Here is a 17894-nt window from a genome sequence, read left to right as displayed (position 1 = left end):
AACGTTGGGAATTTTATCGCTCTTACATTCCCATAATTGGTTATGGCTTCTGCAATAATGCAAGATTTCGCACCTCATCCCGATCGGGAACTTTAGCCATCGCATTATAAAGGCGATCGCTATTTCTGAGATGTCCCCAAGTGCTGGATAATGGGTGTGGTATTGTCAACAACCATTCCCAATACTAAACAGTACAGGTTTTCACGTACAAGGCGTAAAAATAGCCTATCAAACGCTACAATTACTGGGAATGAAAGTGTGGAGTAATAGCACTGCATACACCTTCCGAAAGTGCGCCGGCATCTCCACCTATTTGAACAAACCGAGAACACTAGAATAAATTTGAGCTTCGCTGCCGCTATGCACAACATTGCCAATGCTGAAGAAGTAAAAGTAATTGAGGATGGGCAAGCGCCACCTACTGGCACTACCACTCCACCAAGAAAGCCAAAGTGGTATGACACATTTAGCTACATTGCGAATCCGGATCGATTCTGTCGCCAAAATTTGCAAGAGTATGGCCCTATTTTTAACACAGGAGTCTTTGGTCGCACTACCATCTTTGTAGGCGACGCTAAAGCTATTCAAATGGCATTTAATGGAGATTTGAGATATACAGAGATTGCACTGCCAGCAACCACAATGGATATGTTTGGTGAGTACAGTCTGTTTCAAAGACCCGATTTGCATCGTCAGCGTAAAAATGCACTCGCACCCGGAATGACTGGTCGTGTACTTGATGGCTATACACCGCTAATCAATGACGTAATTGTGCGTGGGATGAATAGCTGGACTACCCCCAGTACCATAGCGGTATACCCGGCAGTGGAGAAGATTTGCTTTGATATACTCACCCCTGTGCTATTGGGAATCAGTTTAGATGACTCTGCTCCTCTCTCTTTCAAAGGACTACCAATTACGTCAAAAGCAGAGTTAAAAGCTCTGTACAAAACATACTTTGATGGTTTCTATGGTTTGTCTCAATGGAAGTCTCCCTTGACAAAATACGGGCGTGGGCTTTCGGCACGTACCAAACTCTTAGAATTTATGCGTGCTGTGGTGCAAAGGCGGCGAGGTGAGGACAAAGTTATCCAGCCCACGGCTGATTTCCTCTCAATGATGCTAGACAGCCAGCAAGAAAATCCCGATGGAGTATTTAGTGATCAGTTAATAGAGAATCAGTGTTTACTGCAATTATGGGCATCGGATTATGAGGTATCCGGGCTGATATCTTCGCTCATGTACCAAATTGCCCGCCATCCGCAAGTTATTTCACGACTGCGACTTGAGCAAGCCACTCTTACAGGTGGAAACAGTCAAGTCACTATGTTCTCACCCGAACAGTTAAAGCAAATGGTATATTTAGAGGCAACAATTAAGGAAACACTACGTACTCTACCACCCAGTTCTACAGCCAGTCGTCTACTCACCAAGTCTGTGGTACTTGATGGCGTACTCTATAATAAAGGCTGTGTAATTATTGCAGAACCACGAATCGCACACATTACACCAGAGTACTTTCCCGAACCAGAAATATTTGCACCAGAGCGTTTTCTGCCGTCACGTAGCGAAGACAAGATGTATCAATTTATTCCCTTTGGTGGCGGTGTCCATGCTTGCCTGGGAGCGCAGATGGCGATCGCAATTACAAAAGTGTTCGCGTCTCATTTGCTACAAATGTTTAACTGGGAAGCAACAGGCGAAGCCAAGTTTGTCCAGTTTCCTCTCAAAAAGCTCAGGGATGATTACCAAATGAAGTTTACACGCCGAGTTTGACTTTCTCGCAAAATACGGCTTTTTCTTCTGACTGATAGTGTAGAGCAACGAATTATTTGACCGCAGCGACTTTCTTATAAGTTAAGTTCTTTATGCCTGTAAGCTTTACTATCAGGGCATCTAATTTTAACAATGATAAAAAAATTACCCAGAGGCATTAGTAGAGGTATTGGATTTCGGGATTTGAAACAGTTTCGTGCTGACTGCTATGAAGTTGCACGTACCATACATGCAAAAGTTTTAGAAGTGAGAGAGGGTGGACAGTACAGAAATTATCGCTTGTGCCGTATGCAATTGCGGGAATATCATAACTGTAACAGTATGAATGTCACCATCCTGCTAAATTATTATATGCTCGCTTTCAGCAGCACAGAAGATATACCATTTGTTTTTTTTGATGTGCCACTATTGCAAGCTGCATTTGAGTCCTTGGAGTATGAGGTGCCTGCATTTGAGTCCTTGAAGTATGAGGTGCTGACTAAAGAGTATTTAGAAACTGATCCAACAGAAGAACATGTTGCAGATTTGAGTGCAGAAGAGTTAAAAGATTATCGATACTGGACACCGAATCAAATAGGACAAATCATTTTCAATCACTGGGATTGAAACCTAATAACGATTGGCTAGTAAAATATTCAATACTTGGTAAGCCAAATTCTCATAAGTAAAAAAAAGGATGGCTCGTGCCACCCGTTAGCTCACTAATTCAATAGCCAGTACTTCTTTTTAGGTCTTCCCGTTTCCAAGGATCAGTTTCTACCTCTCGCAGCGATCGCACGGTGATTGGATAAATTCGCAATTGCGATGTTGAGTCACCGTCCACAGAAGTGATGTTAATCAAATCCAGTAATTCTTGTGGACTCATCGCAGGATTTTCTCGGATACAGTCCATTAAAGAACCTGCAAATTTTTGTTGACGATGCTGCCAATCATGCGGATATGCTCGGTCTAGAAACCATTTCCATTTTGATGTGTTGGACAGCATGTGTTCGGCAATCTCTAGATCAGATTCTGCCTCTACGACAATAAACGAACTGTCATACACGCCTTCATCGATTACACAAGTCACTAAAAACAACATCGCATTATATAACTCTAACAGTAAAAATAATCCAATACCAAGTCTCCACAAATAAGTAATTAAGTTAAGTAATTGAGTAACTCATTACTCTAGATCAATCCCCTCAAACGCTTGCTCTAGAAGAACCCGGAGAATTTCAGCTTTTTTCCTACCTGTTCGGTTAGCCAGGTTAGTAAGTTTAGAGTGCATTTCTGGAGATAGATCCAGACTGACGCGAATAGGTTTTTCTCTTGGTGTAGATTGTTGAGTTAATTTCTCTAATAAATCGTTAGATTGCAACTTTTGTTTTTTAGCCGCGCCAGTCGTTTTTTTATTCGGTTCGTCTTCAGGAAAAATGAACTTAGCGGTATCATCGTCTAGCCTTTTTCGTCTAGTATTCATTTCAGTAATCCCAATATCTCTTTGCACAATTGCTCAAACTCTTGAGCCGAATCTTCTGCTTTTTTCATTTCAAAAATGGTGCATTGTTGAGTAAAGCAATCGGCAATGGCTTGCTTATTGTGGATCACAGTTTTGAGTAACTTCACGTCGGGAATTTGACTGAGCAATGATAATGCCTCTTCTTTTAGCCTTGTTCCTTTTGATGCGCGGGAGAGGAATACTGCTGCTATTGGCCGCCCCCCAGTTATTTTTTGCGCGGACTTGATCAGCCTTATTGCCTCTGAAGCAGAATGCAGATCCAATCCAGTTGGTTGAATGGGTGTTACCGAAACATCCGATAAACACAAAATCGCTCGTGTTGATTCGGTCGTGTTTGGCGCACCATCGACAACTACAAGCTGGAATTGTTCAGCAAACTCTGGCAATCTCTCGATCAGCTCGTTAGCGTCAGTAATTTTTGATGTGGGTATTTGGTTAGACAACAGGGACATCCAAGTTGACCCACTGCTTTGTGGATCTGCATCGACAAAGTGTATTTTCTTGCGTTTGCGATGCAGCCAAGCGGCTAGATGGACTGCCCCCACTGTTTTTCCGCAACCGCCCTTCTGATTGCAAAACGAAATAATGGGCATTTCCTTAACTCAATTACTTAATTGAGATAAGTATAATCCCAGTAATGGAAGGATGTCACTGTGATCGGAATGCAGTTGGTTTTCTACTTAATTACTTAATTACTTAACTAGTTTGAGTAAAAAAGATAAAAATTCAGGTTTGTGGCATTCCCAATTTTGGGAAAGTTACTCTCAACCTTATTGACAAGCTCTCTATCCTAAAAGCTGCTGGAATCCATCTAGATTACCTTGAGCAAGTAACTGCATGATGCTGGCATCAAAGGCCCGTTTAAATTCTGGGTCAGATGCGTAACGTTTGTACAAGTCGAGTTCACGTTTGCGTTCTCTGTTGATCGCTTGTTTAATTAATTCTTCTAAAGCAAGACGGCGATTTTGTTCGTCTGGGTTGTTGACGACTTGATTTTGGTAATAGGGGTTGTCAATTACGTGTCTAGCTATATTAATGAATTTCACCCGTTGTTCTTGCGGAGTAGCATCCCAGCCTGTAAAAAATCGATTATTAAAGGCGGATATGATTTCATCAAGGGGGTCTCTTTGTGGTGCATCGTCATGGTAGCCGCGTAAATTGGAATTTTGCGGGTCAATTTCAGATTCCGAAGCATCAAGTTCAATGGTGTGATTTAATTTAACTCGCTCAATACCATAGGTAGAGAGGTCTACACTTTCCAGGAGTTCATCGAGTTGGTCTTGGTCGGGGTTTTTAACTGCAAGTTTGGGAATAAGGAATTTCAGGAACCAGTGCAGCATTTCCCACTGGATGTTGTTATAAGGAATGATACAGGCTACTTGGCTGTAGATTTTAACGAACTGTTTTGCTTTGATTTTAAAGTCGATTTTTGCTTCGTCTTCGAGTCTTAATTCTGCGTTGAAACGAGATGCGGCGGTGTCGATGAGAGGACTGAGTTGTTCTGCTTCGGCTTTGTTGAAAAATAATTCGTTGAATTGTTCGACTTCATACCATTCGTAAACACCCACATCATCTAAAACTTCTTTGAGATCGTGGAGGACATTAACATCGGTGGGTTCGCTCAGGGATGTGGCAGTATAAAATGGGTCAAAAGCGATTTTGATGTCGCTGACGGTGTTGTAAAAATCGAGAACGAAGGTATCTTGTTTACCCATTTTATCGTTGCAACGATTGAGGCAAGATAGGGTTTGCACTGCCAGCACCGACTGCAATTTTTTATCAACATACATACTGTGTAGCAGGGGTTCGTCAAACCCAATAAGAAATTTATTTGCAACAACCAAGATTTTGTAATCGTCTTTTTTAAATTCGTCGGAAATATCTTTGCTGGGGAAGCCGTTGATGATGTCTTCGGTATATTCAATGCCGTCTACTGTTTTTTTACCAGAGAAGGCAATGATTGCTTTAAAAGGTGCGTTCGCCTGTCTTAACAGTTCGCGGATGGCGAAGAAGTAGCGAATGGTAGTTTCAATGTTGCGGGTAACGACCATCGCTTTGGCCTTGCCCTTGAGCTTTTTGGGTACCCATACCTGTTCGATAAAATGAGTAACCATAATATCGGCTTTAGTACCAATGGTTTGTTTATGTCCTTCCACATAAGCCCGGAGCTTTTTCTGGGCTTTGGCAGTGTCAAAGATGGGATTATCTAAAATGGATTTTTGAATTTCGTAATAGCTTTTGTAAGTAGTGTAATTGGCTAGTACGTCAAGAATAAAGCCTTCTTCGATTGCTTGTTTCATCGAGTAGAGATGAAATGGCACGAACTTACCGTCTGCCATGCGCCGACCGAATTTTTCTAAAGTTGCGTTTTTGGGTGTGGCAGTAAAAGCAAAGTAGGAAGCATTTTTACCAACTTTGCGCCCTGACATTGCTTTGAGAATTTTGTCTTGTAAATCTTCGGGTTCTTCCTCATCCTCTTCTTTAGCGAGAGTCATATTCAAGTTATCAGCAGCCTTCCCGCTTTGTGATGAGTGAGCCTCATCGATAATTACAGCAAAAGTACTACTGCTCAAATCCTCAATGCCGTCAACAATAAAGGGGAATTTTTGAATTGTAGTAATAATAATTTTTTTACCGTTCTCTAGAGCAATTTTTAATTCTTGGGCATTGGTGGCATGGGCAACGATGTTTTTTACTTGAGAGAAATCTTTAATATTATCTTTGAGTTGTCTGTCAAGAATGCGTCTATCTGTGACAACCACAACCGAATCAAACAGGGGACTATCTGCACCTTTAGCGTAGAGTTCGATTAACTGATATGCCGTCCAGGTGATGGAATTAGATTTACCCGAACCTGCGGAATGCTGAATTAAATAAGTCTGTCCTGTGCCCCGTGTTCGGGCATCCGTGAGGAGTTGACGAACGACATCAAGTTGGTGATAACGGGGGAAATAAAGGTTTTTTTGAGCAAGGGGTGTTTTGGTATCACCGGGGATGAGAATGGCGAAGTGTTCAATAATGTTGGTAAAACTTTGGCGGGTGAGAATAGATTCCCATAAGTATGCAGATTTGTGACCATTTGGGTTGGGTGGGTTGCCCTTGCCAAAATTAAAACCTTTGTTGAAAGGTAGAAAGTAAGTTTTCTCATGGTCTAATTTTGTGGTCATCCACACTTCATCGGTATCAACAGCAAAGTGGACTAGACAACGACTAAATTGCAGCAGTGGTTCTTGGGGATTGCGGTCTTCGCGGTATTGTTTTTTGGCGTGGTAAACACTTTGACCCGTCCAGGGGTTTTTTAATTCCATCGTGGCGATCGCTAAACCGTTAAGAAACAGCACAATATTAATGGATAACCCTGCATCGCTTTCAGAGTAATGTACCTGGCAGGTAATCGAAAAGATATTTTTTTCAAAGTTCTCTAAAACAGCCGGATTTGTCTCGTTGTAGGGGAGGCTGTAAAGCAAGGTCAGGTGAGCATCATCAATGGATAATCCTTTTTTAAGAACAGAGAGGATGCCATCTTTTTTGATTTTGCGATCGCAACGTTCCAGAATTAGGCGTTGCCAGTTGGGACGGTCTTTGAGTTTGGCCAGTTCTTCGGGCTGGGTAGTTTCTAAAAAGCGCCAGAATTTCTCCCGGTCGATAGCAAACTCTCGATCAAAATCTGCGGGGTTTCCTTCTTCGTAGCCAGCGCGTTCAACGAGTGCAGTTTTGATACAGTTTTCCAGTGCTTGCTCGTTGGTTTTGCTAACCATAGGAAATCCGTTATATTTTATACGAGTATTTTTCCTATGATAATTCTTTGTAGCCGAGTGTGCTATGTGTCTAAGTGATCGCAAATTCAGTGAGTGGGCGTTTACTAGGGTGATGGAAGCCTAAAATAATATCGGCTTTGGGGATACCTGCTGCCAACAAGTCATCAACAATCCCCAAGTCGGTGCTGTCTTCTTCCACCCAAATTTTACCGTTTTGAATCTGAAGGTATAGAATAATGTGCTGCACTCGTTTTTTAGCATCCCAACCGCACCGTAACCACAGGTATTGGTCGTGCTGTTCGTCTAAAATCAGCCGATCAGCTACACTGGGCAAAACGCCATTGCTAATTGTAGTTTCTGTGGTGTTAGCGGTTTGAGAATTGGCCATCTCATAGTATTTTTTAATGGTTTCTTGGATAGCATGGCGATAGCGGATTAATGTATCCATTGCACGATTTGCTCCTGTTGAGTATCTACGGCAATTAATTGCAGGTTGTTTTGGCGGGTAATGAGTTGGACTGATGGACGTTGAAAAAAGTTGAAATAAACAATGTCGTCAATTGCTAAGTACAAATTATATTCAGGTTCGCTAACTTGGATGAGGTTGCGATAGACGATGTACTGTCCAAGGGCGTTGTGGAAGTCGTACATCTGAGATTTACCCACAAAGCTTTTAATTTCAACAACAATTTTCTGCCCCTGGCGTTCTGCGGCAATAGGTTTTTCTGCGGCTAAGTCAGCGTATAGTTCAGCGTCTTCATATTTAATTATGTAAGGGTCAGCGATTATCAGCCACCCATCTTTAATCAGAGCATTTTTTACAGCATCGTGATAGAGGTCTTTGGCTGGCATGGGGTGATTTCTTAGACGTGAGGTTCGGGTTTTGGGTCTTACAACATATATAAATAAGATAGTACGTCACGCTAGGGCTAATGTAACTTAGTAGCTTTACATTTTCATTTTTCCAGTGACGGCTGACGCTATTATGTTGCATCTAAATTCTTCTAATAGCAAAATTTGCTTATTGATAGTTGCAATAGATGAGTCGGTCTGAGCATCATTCTCTTTAATAAAATTTATGATGTTTACTTGTTCATCTTTTGGGGGGATTGGGACAACGAAAGCACCCAACTTCTCCGTTGGTAATGTTTTAGTGCCATGTCCTGATTCTTCTAGCAAGGTTGACAAGTTTTTATTGACACCTTCTATTAAAAAAACTAGATATTCTGGTAGACAATGCACATTAAGCACTAATGCCTTCATATCCTGATTAATTGTGACAGAAAAACAAGTTAAAGCTACAGGGATCTTTCGAGCAAGTATCATGCCTCTAACTACAATAAGGACAGCATTAGTATCTAAAAGTTTAATTGTAGTTTTTTTAAGTGCTTTTTGTGTAATTTTATCTTCTGTATCTTTTATATAACGAAATTTCATATCTTTGGGAGAAACCCAAGGAATATCACCATCCCAAAATTCAGATTTTTCTTTACTTGGTGTACCACCACTATAAAATTTTGCAATATGTTTAATTTTTGCTGTAGCCCAATGCTCAGGAATCTCCCCAAACCACTCAACTCCACTATCCCGCATGGATGCTTTAGGGTTTAGCCCTTTGGTGACAGCTTGATTGATGAGAATGGCTTTTTGCTCTTGCAGTAGTTTGATGAGACGCTGTTTTTTGGCGATCGCTTCATCAATTTCGGCAGTAGTGCGCTCTAGAAAAGCAACTATTCGTTGCTGTTCTTCAGAAGTAGGAAGTGGAATACCAATTTTTTTTAAATCCTCATAGTGCATATCCCATTGTCCTACTCGGACACCATAGGACAAAGCATTATAAACACCTATGTAGGGCTTTGAACGCACTAAATAATGCAAAAACTTAGGTTCAATTTTTTCTGATTTTACTCGGCATATAATGTAGGCAGGACTCACGATTCCTTGATAATCACTAATCCCCATTGAGCCTTGCCATGCCTTCATTTTGTTGATAACAAGGTCGCCGATTTCAACAACTTTGTAGCTAGAAATATCTAATCCAGTTGCATTGTGGTTATCATCACGAGAATCTTTGAGCAAAACACCATATTCTCGGTAAACCGAGAGGACTGGCAAATCAGGTCGATTCCTTTCACATTTTAATTCAGTCACCGCACGGATATTTTGTAAATCCCAATGACTTGGAATTTCGCCCAACCACTCAACCCCACTATATTTATAAGTCTCATACTTCGGGAAAGCCATTACTCCACCTCCCCAAAACTTACTAACCGTTTTAACAACCCTTCTGTCTCACGTTCCAATTGCAAAATCTCTGCTGTTACTTCCTCCAGTGTTCTCAACGGCTTGTGCTGATAAAAATACTTATTAAAACTAATCTCATAGCCAATCTGCGTTTTATCTAAAGCTATCCACGCATCAGCCACATGAGGACGCACTTCCCGTACAAAGTAATCATGTATTTGTTCTTTTAACGGCACATTTTCTGTATCCCGCAACTCACTATCCGACTCGTACTCTACCCATTCCCCCGCTTTCTTCCCAGTCCAATAACCATAGTCAGGTAAATTATCCTCAGTGGTTCTCAACTCCGTCAAAAAATCACTCAGTTGATTACCTTTTAACTTGTGTACCTTCTTCACCACCCTTTCGGCGTTCTCATCCCGCCAACTGACAGCATTTAAAATCTGATTTTTCTCACTGTTGCTCAACTTAATGTCCAACAACTTCAATGCTGTATCAACAGCAGTTACAAATACATTAAAATCAAGTGATAATTCATCCTCCACCGCTTCCATTAAACGCTCTCCCACAATCATGAGATTGCGTTGTGCTTCCCAAGTCTTGGGCGATAATAAATCTTTCCTGGCTTTGGGGGATAGGGTAATTTGTTCACTCTCAATATAGTCCTCAATCGCCTTTTTATGCACCTCTAATTTTGTATAAGTCTCATCACCCCATTGCTCATAAGCCCATGCCATCACCTCACGCAGCGCAGGCACATAACGCAACGTAGCCACCCGTTCCGGTGTAAATTGCGCCGCCAGTCGTAAAGGGCGTTCCACTGTAATTTTGTAAAAACCAAAGTCTTTGTTATCAAACACTTTAGAAATACCTTGATTGGGCATTTCTAAATAAAGCTGGGTGATTTTTTCAATATGCTCAGTTGCAAACTCGCAATTCTTCGCTCCCAAATTCTTGCGTAATTTTTGATAAAGTTCTGACGCATCAATCAATTGCACCTTGCCCTTTCGCTGAGGTACTTTGTTGTTAGACAGAACCCAAATATATGTGTAATCCCCGTGTTGTAGAACAAATTATTCGGCAACTGGATAATTGCTTCCAACCAGTCATTTTCAATAATGTAGCGGCGAATATTACTTTCCCCGCTTCCTGCATCCCCAGTAAACAGCGAAGAACCATTGTGAACTGAAGCAATGCGGCTGCCCAAAGGACTCTCATCTAGCCGCTTCATTTTGCTGACCATATCCATCAAAAACAGTAATTGCCCATCGGAAGAACGGGGAATCGCCGGAACTACTTCTAATTCACCTTTAAAATTTTTTAGTAACACCTCGAAGCGACCGTCTAAAACATCCTTCCCATCGAGAATGTATTTTTGGTCTGACTTATACGACTTCCCATAGGGCGGATTTGACAACATAAAGTCAAACCGCAGACTGCTAAATTCATCCGTTGCTAGTGTCGAACCAAACTTGATGTTCTCTGGGTCGTTGCCCTTAATCATCATGTCCGACTTGCAAATCGCGTAGGTTTCGCCGTTCACTTCCTTACCATAGAGATAAACCGCCGCCTGCGATTTAATTTCCCCTTCTGAAACGGTAATAAAATCCTGGGATTCCGTCAGCATTCCTCCCGAACCGCAAGCCCCGTCATACACCGTAATTACTGGTGGTAGTTTATCCTTGACTGGGATAAACAAGAGGTGAGTCATCAATTTAATAACTTCGCGGGGGGTGAAATGTTCACCGGCTTCTTCGTTATTTTCTTCGTTAAACTTGCGGATTAATTCTTCAAATACATAACCCATTCCCAGGTTACTCAGTCCTGGTAGTTTTCGCCCATCCGGGTCTAGGGTATCGTGGGGACTGAGGTTGATATAAGGTGAGGTAAATTTCTCCAGCACATCCAACAACACATCCGCCTGCACCAAGCGCCGGATTTGGTTGCGTAGCTCAAATTTCTCGATAATTTCTTTAACGTTATCGCTAAAGCCATCTAGGTAAGCTTTGAAATTCGCTTCTAAAATTTGGCGATTATTAGAAGCAGTCTTGACCAATTTCTTTAATGTCCAATCGGAAGTATTGTAAAACACATAGCCTGATGCTTCTCGCAAGCCGATGGAGTCAAGCACCGTAAAACCCGCTTCCTCGCGCTGAAACCGCACTTCTTCCAGCACTGCATCTTTCGTCTCTTCTAACAAACAATCCAGCCGCCGCAGGACAAACATCGGCAGAATCACATCCCGGTACTTACCCCGCACATATACATCCCGCAGACAATCATCAGCGATTGACCAAATAAAAGAAACGTTTTTGTTTTGCAGTGATAAATCCATCTAAAAAGTAACCGGGGCGTATAGCTTGTGACCATCATTCATGGTATTACTTTCTACCCCTTTTGGCTAAAGCATCTTTCCCCTGTCGTTGAGCTAGATCGCTAATCTCGTGCTGGTTGCTCGGTGCCAGTTGTAACTAATTTGGGAGGAATGGGAATACTGACTTAAGAGTGAGATAAACACAATACTTAAATAAGGTATAGATACACGCAATGGATTGGTTGCCAGAGAGTCTGCTTGAAATGCACTTTCATCGGGCGATTGTTAAAGAGTATGAAAAACGATTTGGTGCAAAATGTATCAGACTCTTAAAACCTTCTCCTCAAAAAGAGGTATGGGTTGGTTTTGACCAAGGTTGGACAAAATCTGATTTGTCCCAGCAGGATTTATTTATGCAACTCCGTTCTGCTATCTCAGACGGTAGCTCAAAATTATCTAAATTCTATTTTGGAGAGTTTTTACAATTCAAAGTTGTAGAAGTAATAACTCGAAGGAGTCAAAATCTTCCTCACGGGTTTACAACACCATACTATCGTTCAGCCTTGTCACTAAAGCCGAATAAATCGACTAATAAATCTCAACATGAAACTTTATGTCGATTGAGTCAGATAAAAGGTGCAAAAGTTTACTATGCCTGTCCCATGATTTTTGACCAGGATATATTGTGGGAAGATCCAAATCTAAATTTATTACGGCTTGTGGATGTGACAACAGCACCAAAAGGTTGGCTCACAAATGAATCACATCACATTGTTTTTCAAAATCCAAACAGCCGAAAAATAATGTGGTGCAGCGACCCAGTTCCAGGCTCTGCATTGTCTTTTGAAGAGCATTTAGAACTTGAGAATCAACTATCCCCGTTAAGTGGTGAGCAAACAATATCGTTGATTAATCGTACATCTGAAGCCTTAAGAATTGAAAATCAAGAGGAATTCTTTCAACCCGGATTATTTGATGATGTCAGAATAATTGAAAGTCAAGTAGAATTCTTTCAACCCGGATTATTTGATGATGTCACTCGCCGAGAATCAATTGTCACTCGCTATTTGCCAGAATCAATGTCCCTTTATGAGTTTGAGTATTAGATTACTTAATCATCTTATATATCTCTTGTGGCGTTAAACATTTCTGCGATCGCTCTGGTACATAATTGGAGCAATGCTTGCGGCAACCCCTTTGGTGTATGTAAGAGCAAGCTCGCAGTTCTCTCCCGTTTCTAAATTCTAATTCCCAAATCTCTACTAATAAGTAATTGAGTTAAGTAATTGAGTAACTTATTCCTCTAACTCAATTTGCTAAAACGCTTGCTCTAGAAGGACTGGGAGAATTTCGGCTTTTTTCCTACCAGTGCGATTAGCTACTGGTAGTGAGTTTAGAGTTAATGATTTACTTAATTACTTAACTTATTTTAGTAAAAAGGATTAAAATTCAGGTTTGCGGCATGACCATAGATTTTTGGCTACCTGTTAAGAATAATAAACGCCTTTATATAGTTCTGAAACTACAATGATTTCAGAAGCAATTATTTGGTGAAGTTGTGATGCAATCAATTTTCTGGAGTGTAGAAGAAGTAGCCCTAAGAGCTAAACAGTTTTACGAAAACGGTATTCGTCAAAATGTCGAGTCTGGTGACAATATCGGCAAGATGATTGTGATTGATGCAGAAACTGGTGAATATGGGATAGATGCAACTGGTGTAGAAACAGCGTTAAAGTTAAAACAGAAAAACCCTAACGCTAGATTGTTTACTATACGGATTGGTTATGATGTCGCTGTAAGTTTTGGTGGCGCAGTGGAGCGTACTGCTGAATGATTTATGGAAAAGTAATCGATGGTAGAGCAATAGTTCCAGTGGTTTTTCGTTTACCTGAGCAGCCAGATTTTAACTTGGATTTTGTCATTGATACTGGATTTAATGACCATCTTACTTTACCATCACAGGCAGTCAGTGCGATGAATCTTCCCTTATATTCTAGTACCGAAGCAAGGTTAGCCGACGGTAGTCAAGCTTTATTATCTATACATTTGGCAACAATTGTATGGGACGGTATAGAAAGATTGATTCCAGTTTTAGCTGCTGGTTATAAACCTTTGCTTGGGACTTCTCTGATGGCCGGATATCATCTAGAAATAGATTTTCAAGACAATGGTTTAGTTTCCTTAAAGAAACTCTAATCGATTAGTTGTTGTTTGCTAAGGTTCTGAATTATTAGAAGAAGTTCAATTGTCCTATATAGAAATTAATATAGACAAAGCCTATATACAAACTTACTCCGGCAAGTACCAACTGCGATCGCTCTCTCTTGGCATGGGCAAAGGATATTTGGTGGTTTGTAAACTGGCGTGACCATGCAGCGAAAATGTTTTTTGGGCATTTTTCGAGGTAAAAAGGCTGAAAACTACCTTTCAGAGCGGCTTTGAACGCTTTTTTTGTTGGCTGACGTGGGAACAAAGACAGCCGATGATTGCAGCCCAAGCTCACAGAAACTTTAAAGCAAGATCAGTGCCTTTGCTGTATCAGTCTTTAGCACGACTCAAGTAGAAATGAAGTAACAAATTTTATTCTACTAATCAGTATTTCTTTTATGAAATTTTCGTCTAAAGTTTTGGTAATTTTAACTTCAACTTTTGGTTTATTTTCAATCAATTTTGCTGTTTCTCTGCCTGCAATTGCGTCAGTTACATGTGTTGGTGGGACAATTAGTAATTATCCAAATGGTTCGTTGGCAAGTTGTATTCTTGGACAAGATACGACCGTGCAGGTTTCCAGCCCCAGTTCCGGGTCATCTAATTTTGAGTGCCAAGCTCAACAATCTATCTCTTTTGATGAGAAAGCACAGTTTCAAAGTTGCCAGCTTTCACAGGAAATCCAACTTAGAAAAGGTAACTCAATTGAAACATGTCCAGCAGGATATAAAGTAAATGTTTCAATTGCACCCAATGGTGTTCAATCCACTAGTTGTAGACCCTAAGAGGATGTTTTAGAAGTAGAGGCTATTGGGCATTGAGCTAGGATGTTTGTAAAAACCTGCATTCCGATTTGGTTCAGAACAACGGTTCTGAACCGTTGCCAAAATCGCTATGCTTCCCGTTAGTTGAATGGTTGGGCGGTTCAAGGGGTGGGTTCAGCAATCGCAACTTCTAACTTCCGACTTCCACCAACTAGTAAGTGAAGTTGTAAGTTGAAGTCGGAAGTTACTGCAACGTGCAGCGCTGCTATGAGCGCGAGAACGAGGGTTTTAGTTGTGAATAATTACCCATGAAACATACACAAAAAGCGATCGCATTTTTTAGTGTCATTGCCATACTGGGAGGTAAAGTTAATGCTATGCCGCCTGCTAGCTCCCGTATTGTTATAGCAAGCAAAGGGACAAACATCAGTCAGGCTCAGGAAAAACTTGATCTGGAACTGCTAGCTAGAGCTATTACCGCTTTTTTACAGAGCGATCGCTATCTGACAGAATCTGAATCCTTGGTGAGTATCAACAAAGACGGTTTCGATAATTCGCCGGAAAGAAGAAAATAGGGAGGTTCGAGTAACTTTCTACCCATTACAGGAAGTGAATGCCTTTGGGGTGTTCTTGTAGATTTCAAAGCTGGACGTAGTGACAAAGAGGGTTTTAAATGGTTTAAGCAAATGGTCAACAAGTGCAAGTGCGATCCCGAACATTTAGGCAAATTGTACGAATCGATTCACTCAAAACTGGCAATGTACGACCAACTAATGGATAGCGAATGCAAACGTTTAGGAATTTAAATGCTAAATTGCATTCCCATTTAGTCAAACTACAATTATTTAAAAATAATTCTGTAAAGCTAGTTCATCCTTAGTTAATATTTACACTCAACTGAGGATGAATTAGATTTTTATGATGCTTTGGGTTTAAATGCAACAGGCAGAATTGTTGTGTAGGGATTGGGCAGCGTGAGGTTTGATGCCATGTCTGGGCTGCGATCGCTCCATAGCATCTGGGCTTTGAAAAAACGGATCGCTTTTCATCTATCATCAGTTGATTGCTATCAAAACTGATATCAAATGGCTGACGACAAAACCCCACCGAGCGAAATGATTCGCGTCCCTACTGCCTTAATTGGAGCAGTACGCCAACTATCTAAACTGCACAGAGAGGGGCATACAATTTCCTTGCTGCAAGGCTTAGAGGAATTAATATCTAAATTTGATAGCAAGATTGATATCAATAATTCCGGCAGATTGGATCAGAAGCTAGAAAATCTGGAATCCCATCTCGACACTAAACTAGAAACAATTACCAAGAAGTTGGAACTCATAGAGAAGGCAATGGCGGATGGTAGATACAGCAACACCAGACCTCGAAAACAAGCGCACCCGTACCAACAACCCCAAGTTGAACTCCTTCCCAGAAATAATGAAAGTTTAGCCCAAAGGCTTGCTGTAACCCATCAAAGTCTCATTGCAGAAAGGGAAAACAAGAGCGTCAAAGAATTTATCAGTTGGTCGCGTAACCGTGACCCCATGAGCGTGGGGTGGGAATGGAATGTAAAAGACGGACTTTACCATCCAGTGAAATAATTTCAACTGTTTCCGCAATAGGGTTCATTTAAGCCCCGATAGTAATTAGCGATCGCTAATATGTAGGTGGTTGCCATTGCCTTTAGCACTATCCCTTGGACAATCGCGCAGACACAATTGGCAGAGCGCCCGAATATCTTACAGTCCCTTAGAAGCTGCTATCTTTCGCAGGCTTTCTACTACGAGATACCCTGAATTTTGATTCTTGTTCTCCAGCAATATCTGCTCAATCTTCTGCCGCTCGGCAGTATCAGCGTCGAGGTAAAAATTAAGCAATAGCTCCACAAACAGCTTGTTATTGTTAGCTGCCTGAAAACTTAAGTCGTTAAGCATTGTAAAAAATGGTGGTTTTACATTTAGTAGTCTGTTTCAATTCTCTTCATAAATAACAGAATAATAATCTGTATTTAAACCCGTGGCAAATGTAAAGCACTACTGTCACCGGGGCGTATATGAATATAACCTGCCGTTGTGGAAATATCGGCGTGTCCCATTGTTTGCTGGATTAACGGAACTGGAGTACGCATCTCAGCATTGTGCGTCGCATGGCTATGCCTAAACCAGTGACAGCTAACTTTCTCCATCAGCCCCGCCCGTTCTGCTGCATCTTTAATAATAGGATCAACATTTTGACGATGAAGCGGCTTGTTCTTCCCGTTACGACTCTTGAAAACATAAGCATCCTTGGGCGCGTCTCCTCTGTAATTTATTAATTCCTGCCACAGATATTCCGGCAGTAAAATGTGACGGGACTTGTTACCTTTACCCACAACGGTAATCTGCCCCGTGAGATCGCGTGGTGTAAAGTCCTTCCATCTCAAACCGACTAACTCCGACACCCGCAACCCAGCCACATATAAAAGCTTTAATATCAATAAATCCCTAAGTTGTTGAGCTTTATAACGATACTTGGCTCGTTCGGTGAGGCGAATCATGAGAGCGATGTCAGTTAAAGTCAGCACCTTTTCATGCAATCGCTGGTCAAGCTTCTTTAACTTGATAGCAGCACCGGGGTTTACCTTGATGTAACCAGTTTTGTAAGCAAACGACAGTAAACTTTTGACCGCAGCCATATAGGTTTTGATAGTAGGCGCTGCCAATCCCCGGTTATGCAAATACTCAGAAAACTCCACTAAATCTTCCAAAGTTGTGTGAGCGATCGCCTTTCCTACCCCTGCCAAAAATCCTGTGAACTGCACCGCATAGCGCAGATAACATTTTTGGGTACTTTGCGGTTTATCGTGTAGCCACAGTTGAACTAAGCGCTGCTGGGCATCAACCGGTGCTAAATGAGCTAGTTGTTTACCTCTGGATTTGACTACGACTACTGGTGTCATAATTCTCGGCGATATCAAAAAGACAAAACGCTAATTTTGTCTCCTTCATACACATATACTCCTTTGGTGACAACCAGAATCCTTTCTACTAAATTCTTTACTAATCCCTGATATCAATTCCCCCAAAACTGCTTTTTCTACAACCAGAACCCATATTTAAGTATTTTTATTGCTGATCTTGGGTGTCCTAAGCATCCCTCCCAAGCCTTAGCCTAAATCCACCTCAGACTGCGATCGCCGAGCAGACCGAAGTGGAATGTACAAGGAAACTTCCAGATTCCCAAAACGGGAATGCCAAGAATTGCTTGTATGCGGTGATCTGCCCGAATCACTCGGCTTTTGAGCAAGTCTAGAAAATGGCGATCGCACACAGATAGTTTTTGCCTATAAG

Annotated in this window: 22 protein-coding genes; 9 read left to right on the top strand and 13 right to left on the bottom strand. The window is 41.4% G+C overall.

The features are described from left to right. Positions 1-40 precede the first annotated feature (40 nt). Positions 41-169, bottom strand: a complete 129-nt coding sequence (locus RMY00_RS33555; protein WP_322651684.1) for a hypothetical protein — start codon at positions 167-169, stop codon at positions 41-43. Positions 170-342: 173 nt separating this feature from the next. On the opposite strand from RMY00_RS33555, the gene RMY00_RS33550 reads away from it, so the two are divergent. Continuing rightward, complete coding sequence (locus tag RMY00_RS33550; protein ID WP_322651683.1) at positions 343-1776, top strand: cytochrome P450; 1434 nt, start codon at positions 343-345, stop codon at positions 1774-1776. A gap of 132 nt (positions 1777-1908) precedes the next feature. After that, entirely contained in the window at positions 1909-2382 is a 474-nt protein-coding gene (locus tag RMY00_RS33545) for a hypothetical protein (protein ID WP_322651682.1), read from the top strand. A 100-nt stretch (positions 2383-2482) separates the two neighbouring features. On the opposite strand, the gene RMY00_RS33540 is transcribed toward RMY00_RS33545, so the two are convergent. The 9 genes from RMY00_RS33540 to RMY00_RS33500 all read right to left on the bottom strand — a co-directional run bounded on the left by RMY00_RS33540 (position 2483) and on the right by RMY00_RS33500 (position 11614). Next, entirely contained in the window at positions 2483-2908 is a 426-nt protein-coding gene (locus RMY00_RS33540; protein WP_322651681.1) for a hypothetical protein, read from the bottom strand. Between the two features lie 33 nt (positions 2909-2941). Beyond that, a complete protein-coding gene (locus RMY00_RS33535) occupies positions 2942-3238 on the bottom strand; it encodes a hypothetical protein (RefSeq protein ID WP_322651680.1) in 297 nt (98 codons plus the stop codon). Next, positions 3235-3870: an AAA family ATPase gene (locus tag RMY00_RS33530; RefSeq protein WP_322651679.1), complete on the bottom strand. Its 636-nt coding sequence runs from the start codon at positions 3868-3870 to the stop codon at positions 3235-3237. The genes RMY00_RS33535 and RMY00_RS33530 overlap by 4 nt, the downstream gene beginning before the upstream one ends. 192 nt (positions 3871-4062) lie before the next feature. After that, complete coding sequence (locus tag RMY00_RS33525; RefSeq protein ID WP_322651678.1) at positions 4063-7035, bottom strand: type I restriction endonuclease subunit R; 2973 nt, start codon at positions 7033-7035, stop codon at positions 4063-4065. A 70-nt stretch (positions 7036-7105) separates the two neighbouring features. After that, positions 7106-7483, bottom strand: coding sequence for a XisI protein (locus RMY00_RS33520; protein ID WP_322651677.1), 378 nt, complete (start codon positions 7481-7483; stop codon positions 7106-7108). Beyond that, the gene (locus tag RMY00_RS33515) at positions 7471-7887 is read right to left on the bottom strand and encodes a XisH family protein (protein ID WP_322651676.1); all 417 of its coding nucleotides are present in this window, start codon (positions 7885-7887) and stop codon (positions 7471-7473) included. Before RMY00_RS33515 ends, RMY00_RS33520 begins: the two co-directional genes overlap by 13 nt. Before the next feature lie 96 nt (positions 7888-7983). Beyond that, positions 7984-9279, bottom strand: a complete 1296-nt coding sequence (locus tag RMY00_RS33510; RefSeq protein WP_322651675.1) for a restriction endonuclease subunit S — start codon at positions 9277-9279, stop codon at positions 7984-7986. After that, complete coding sequence (locus RMY00_RS33505; RefSeq protein ID WP_322651674.1) at positions 9279-10277, bottom strand: hypothetical protein; 999 nt, start codon at positions 10275-10277, stop codon at positions 9279-9281. The genes RMY00_RS33510 and RMY00_RS33505 overlap by 1 nt, the downstream gene beginning before the upstream one ends. Continuing rightward, positions 10268-11614 carry a class I SAM-dependent DNA methyltransferase gene (locus RMY00_RS33500; RefSeq protein WP_322651673.1) on the bottom strand — a complete coding sequence of 449 codons (1347 nt, stop codon included), beginning with the start codon at positions 11612-11614 and terminating at the stop codon, positions 10268-10270. The genes RMY00_RS33505 and RMY00_RS33500 overlap by 10 nt, the downstream gene beginning before the upstream one ends. A 212-nt stretch (positions 11615-11826) precedes the next feature. Here RMY00_RS33500 and RMY00_RS33495 point away from each other — a divergent pair, with 212 nt between their 5' ends. The 7 genes from RMY00_RS33495 to RMY00_RS33465 all read left to right on the top strand — a co-directional run bounded on the left by RMY00_RS33495 (position 11827) and on the right by RMY00_RS33465 (position 16166). Then, positions 11827-12699, top strand: coding sequence for a hypothetical protein (locus tag RMY00_RS33495; RefSeq protein ID WP_322651672.1), 873 nt, complete (start codon positions 11827-11829; stop codon positions 12697-12699). A gap of 455 nt (positions 12700-13154) precedes the next feature. Next, positions 13155-13427 (top strand): hypothetical protein, encoded by a 273-nt coding sequence (locus RMY00_RS33490; RefSeq protein ID WP_322651671.1) that lies wholly within the window; start codon positions 13155-13157, stop codon positions 13425-13427. Continuing rightward, positions 13424-13789, top strand: coding sequence for a clan AA aspartic protease (locus tag RMY00_RS33485; protein ID WP_322651670.1), 366 nt, complete (start codon positions 13424-13426; stop codon positions 13787-13789). The genes RMY00_RS33490 and RMY00_RS33485 overlap by 4 nt, the downstream gene beginning before the upstream one ends. 49 nt (positions 13790-13838) lie before the next feature. Continuing rightward, a complete protein-coding gene (locus RMY00_RS33480; protein ID WP_322651669.1) occupies positions 13839-13961 on the top strand; it encodes a hypothetical protein in 123 nt (40 codons plus the stop codon). A gap of 259 nt (positions 13962-14220) precedes the next feature. Then, positions 14221-14586, top strand: coding sequence for a hypothetical protein (locus tag RMY00_RS33475; RefSeq protein ID WP_322651668.1), 366 nt, complete (start codon positions 14221-14223; stop codon positions 14584-14586). A 287-nt stretch (positions 14587-14873) separates the two neighbouring features. Continuing rightward, the gene (locus RMY00_RS33470) at positions 14874-15140 is read left to right on the top strand and encodes a hypothetical protein (RefSeq protein WP_322651667.1); all 267 of its coding nucleotides are present in this window, start codon (positions 14874-14876) and stop codon (positions 15138-15140) included. Positions 15141-15650: 510 nt separating this feature from the next. Then, positions 15651-16166 (top strand): hypothetical protein, encoded by a 516-nt coding sequence (locus tag RMY00_RS33465; RefSeq protein WP_322651666.1) that lies wholly within the window; start codon positions 15651-15653, stop codon positions 16164-16166. A gap of 138 nt (positions 16167-16304) precedes the next feature. On the opposite strand, the gene RMY00_RS33460 is transcribed toward RMY00_RS33465, so the two are convergent. From RMY00_RS33460 to RMY00_RS33450, 3 genes are all read right to left on the bottom strand, one after another. Continuing rightward, positions 16305-16499 carry a hypothetical protein gene (locus RMY00_RS33460; protein WP_322651665.1) on the bottom strand — a complete coding sequence of 65 codons (195 nt, stop codon included), beginning with the start codon at positions 16497-16499 and terminating at the stop codon, positions 16305-16307. A 74-nt stretch (positions 16500-16573) separates the two neighbouring features. Continuing rightward, a complete protein-coding gene (locus RMY00_RS33455; protein ID WP_322651664.1) occupies positions 16574-17503 on the bottom strand; it encodes a tyrosine-type recombinase/integrase in 930 nt (309 codons plus the stop codon). Positions 17504-17715: 212 nt separating this feature from the next. Further along, positions 17716-17874 carry a hypothetical protein gene (locus RMY00_RS33450; RefSeq protein WP_322651663.1) on the bottom strand — a complete coding sequence of 53 codons (159 nt, stop codon included), beginning with the start codon at positions 17872-17874 and terminating at the stop codon, positions 17716-17718. Positions 17875-17894 lie beyond the last annotated feature (20 nt).

This window comes from Nostoc sp. ChiVER01, assembly GCF_034531155.1.
In the GTDB taxonomy this organism is placed as follows: Bacteria; Cyanobacteriota; Cyanobacteriia; order Cyanobacteriales; family Nostocaceae; genus Nostoc.
Note: the sequence above shows the minus strand (reverse complement) of the source record. Positions and strands in the feature narration are given on the sequence as shown.

Bases quoted from the DNA above. Each gene is read 5' to 3' on its own strand.
- RMY00_RS33545 (WP_322651682.1), top strand. From the start codon at position 1,909: ATGATAAAAAAATTACCCAGAGGCATTAGTAGAGGTATTGGATTTCGG.
- RMY00_RS33535 (WP_322651680.1), bottom strand. From the start codon at position 3,238: ATGAATACTAGACGAAAAAGGCTAGACGATGATACCGCTAAGTTCATT.
- RMY00_RS33530 (WP_322651679.1), bottom strand. From the start codon at position 3,870: ATGCCCATTATTTCGTTTTGCAATCAGAAGGGCGGTTGCGGAAAAACA.
- RMY00_RS33525 (WP_322651678.1), bottom strand. From the start codon at position 7,035: ATGGTTAGCAAAACCAACGAGCAAGCACTGGAAAACTGTATCAAAACT.
- RMY00_RS33520 (WP_322651677.1), bottom strand. From the start codon at position 7,483: ATGGATACATTAATCCGCTATCGCCATGCTATCCAAGAAACCATTAAA.
- RMY00_RS33515 (WP_322651676.1), bottom strand. From the start codon at position 7,887: ATGCCAGCCAAAGACCTCTATCACGATGCTGTAAAAAATGCTCTGATT.
- RMY00_RS33510 (WP_322651675.1), bottom strand. From the start codon at position 9,279: ATGGCTTTCCCGAAGTATGAGACTTATAAATATAGTGGGGTTGAGTGG.
- RMY00_RS33500 (WP_322651673.1), bottom strand. From the start codon at position 11,614: ATGGATTTATCACTGCAAAACAAAAACGTTTCTTTTATTTGGTCAATC.
- RMY00_RS33495 (WP_322651672.1), top strand. From the start codon at position 11,827: ATGGATTGGTTGCCAGAGAGTCTGCTTGAAATGCACTTTCATCGGGCG.
- RMY00_RS33490 (WP_322651671.1), top strand. From the start codon at position 13,155: ATGCAATCAATTTTCTGGAGTGTAGAAGAAGTAGCCCTAAGAGCTAAA.
- RMY00_RS33485 (WP_322651670.1), top strand. From the start codon at position 13,424: ATGATTTATGGAAAAGTAATCGATGGTAGAGCAATAGTTCCAGTGGTT.
- RMY00_RS33470 (WP_322651667.1), top strand. From the start codon at position 14,874: ATGAAACATACACAAAAAGCGATCGCATTTTTTAGTGTCATTGCCATA.
- RMY00_RS33465 (WP_322651666.1), top strand. From the start codon at position 15,651: ATGGCTGACGACAAAACCCCACCGAGCGAAATGATTCGCGTCCCTACT.
- RMY00_RS33460 (WP_322651665.1), bottom strand. From the start codon at position 16,499: ATGCTTAACGACTTAAGTTTTCAGGCAGCTAACAATAACAAGCTGTTT.
- RMY00_RS33455 (WP_322651664.1), bottom strand. From the start codon at position 17,503: ATGACACCAGTAGTCGTAGTCAAATCCAGAGGTAAACAACTAGCTCAT.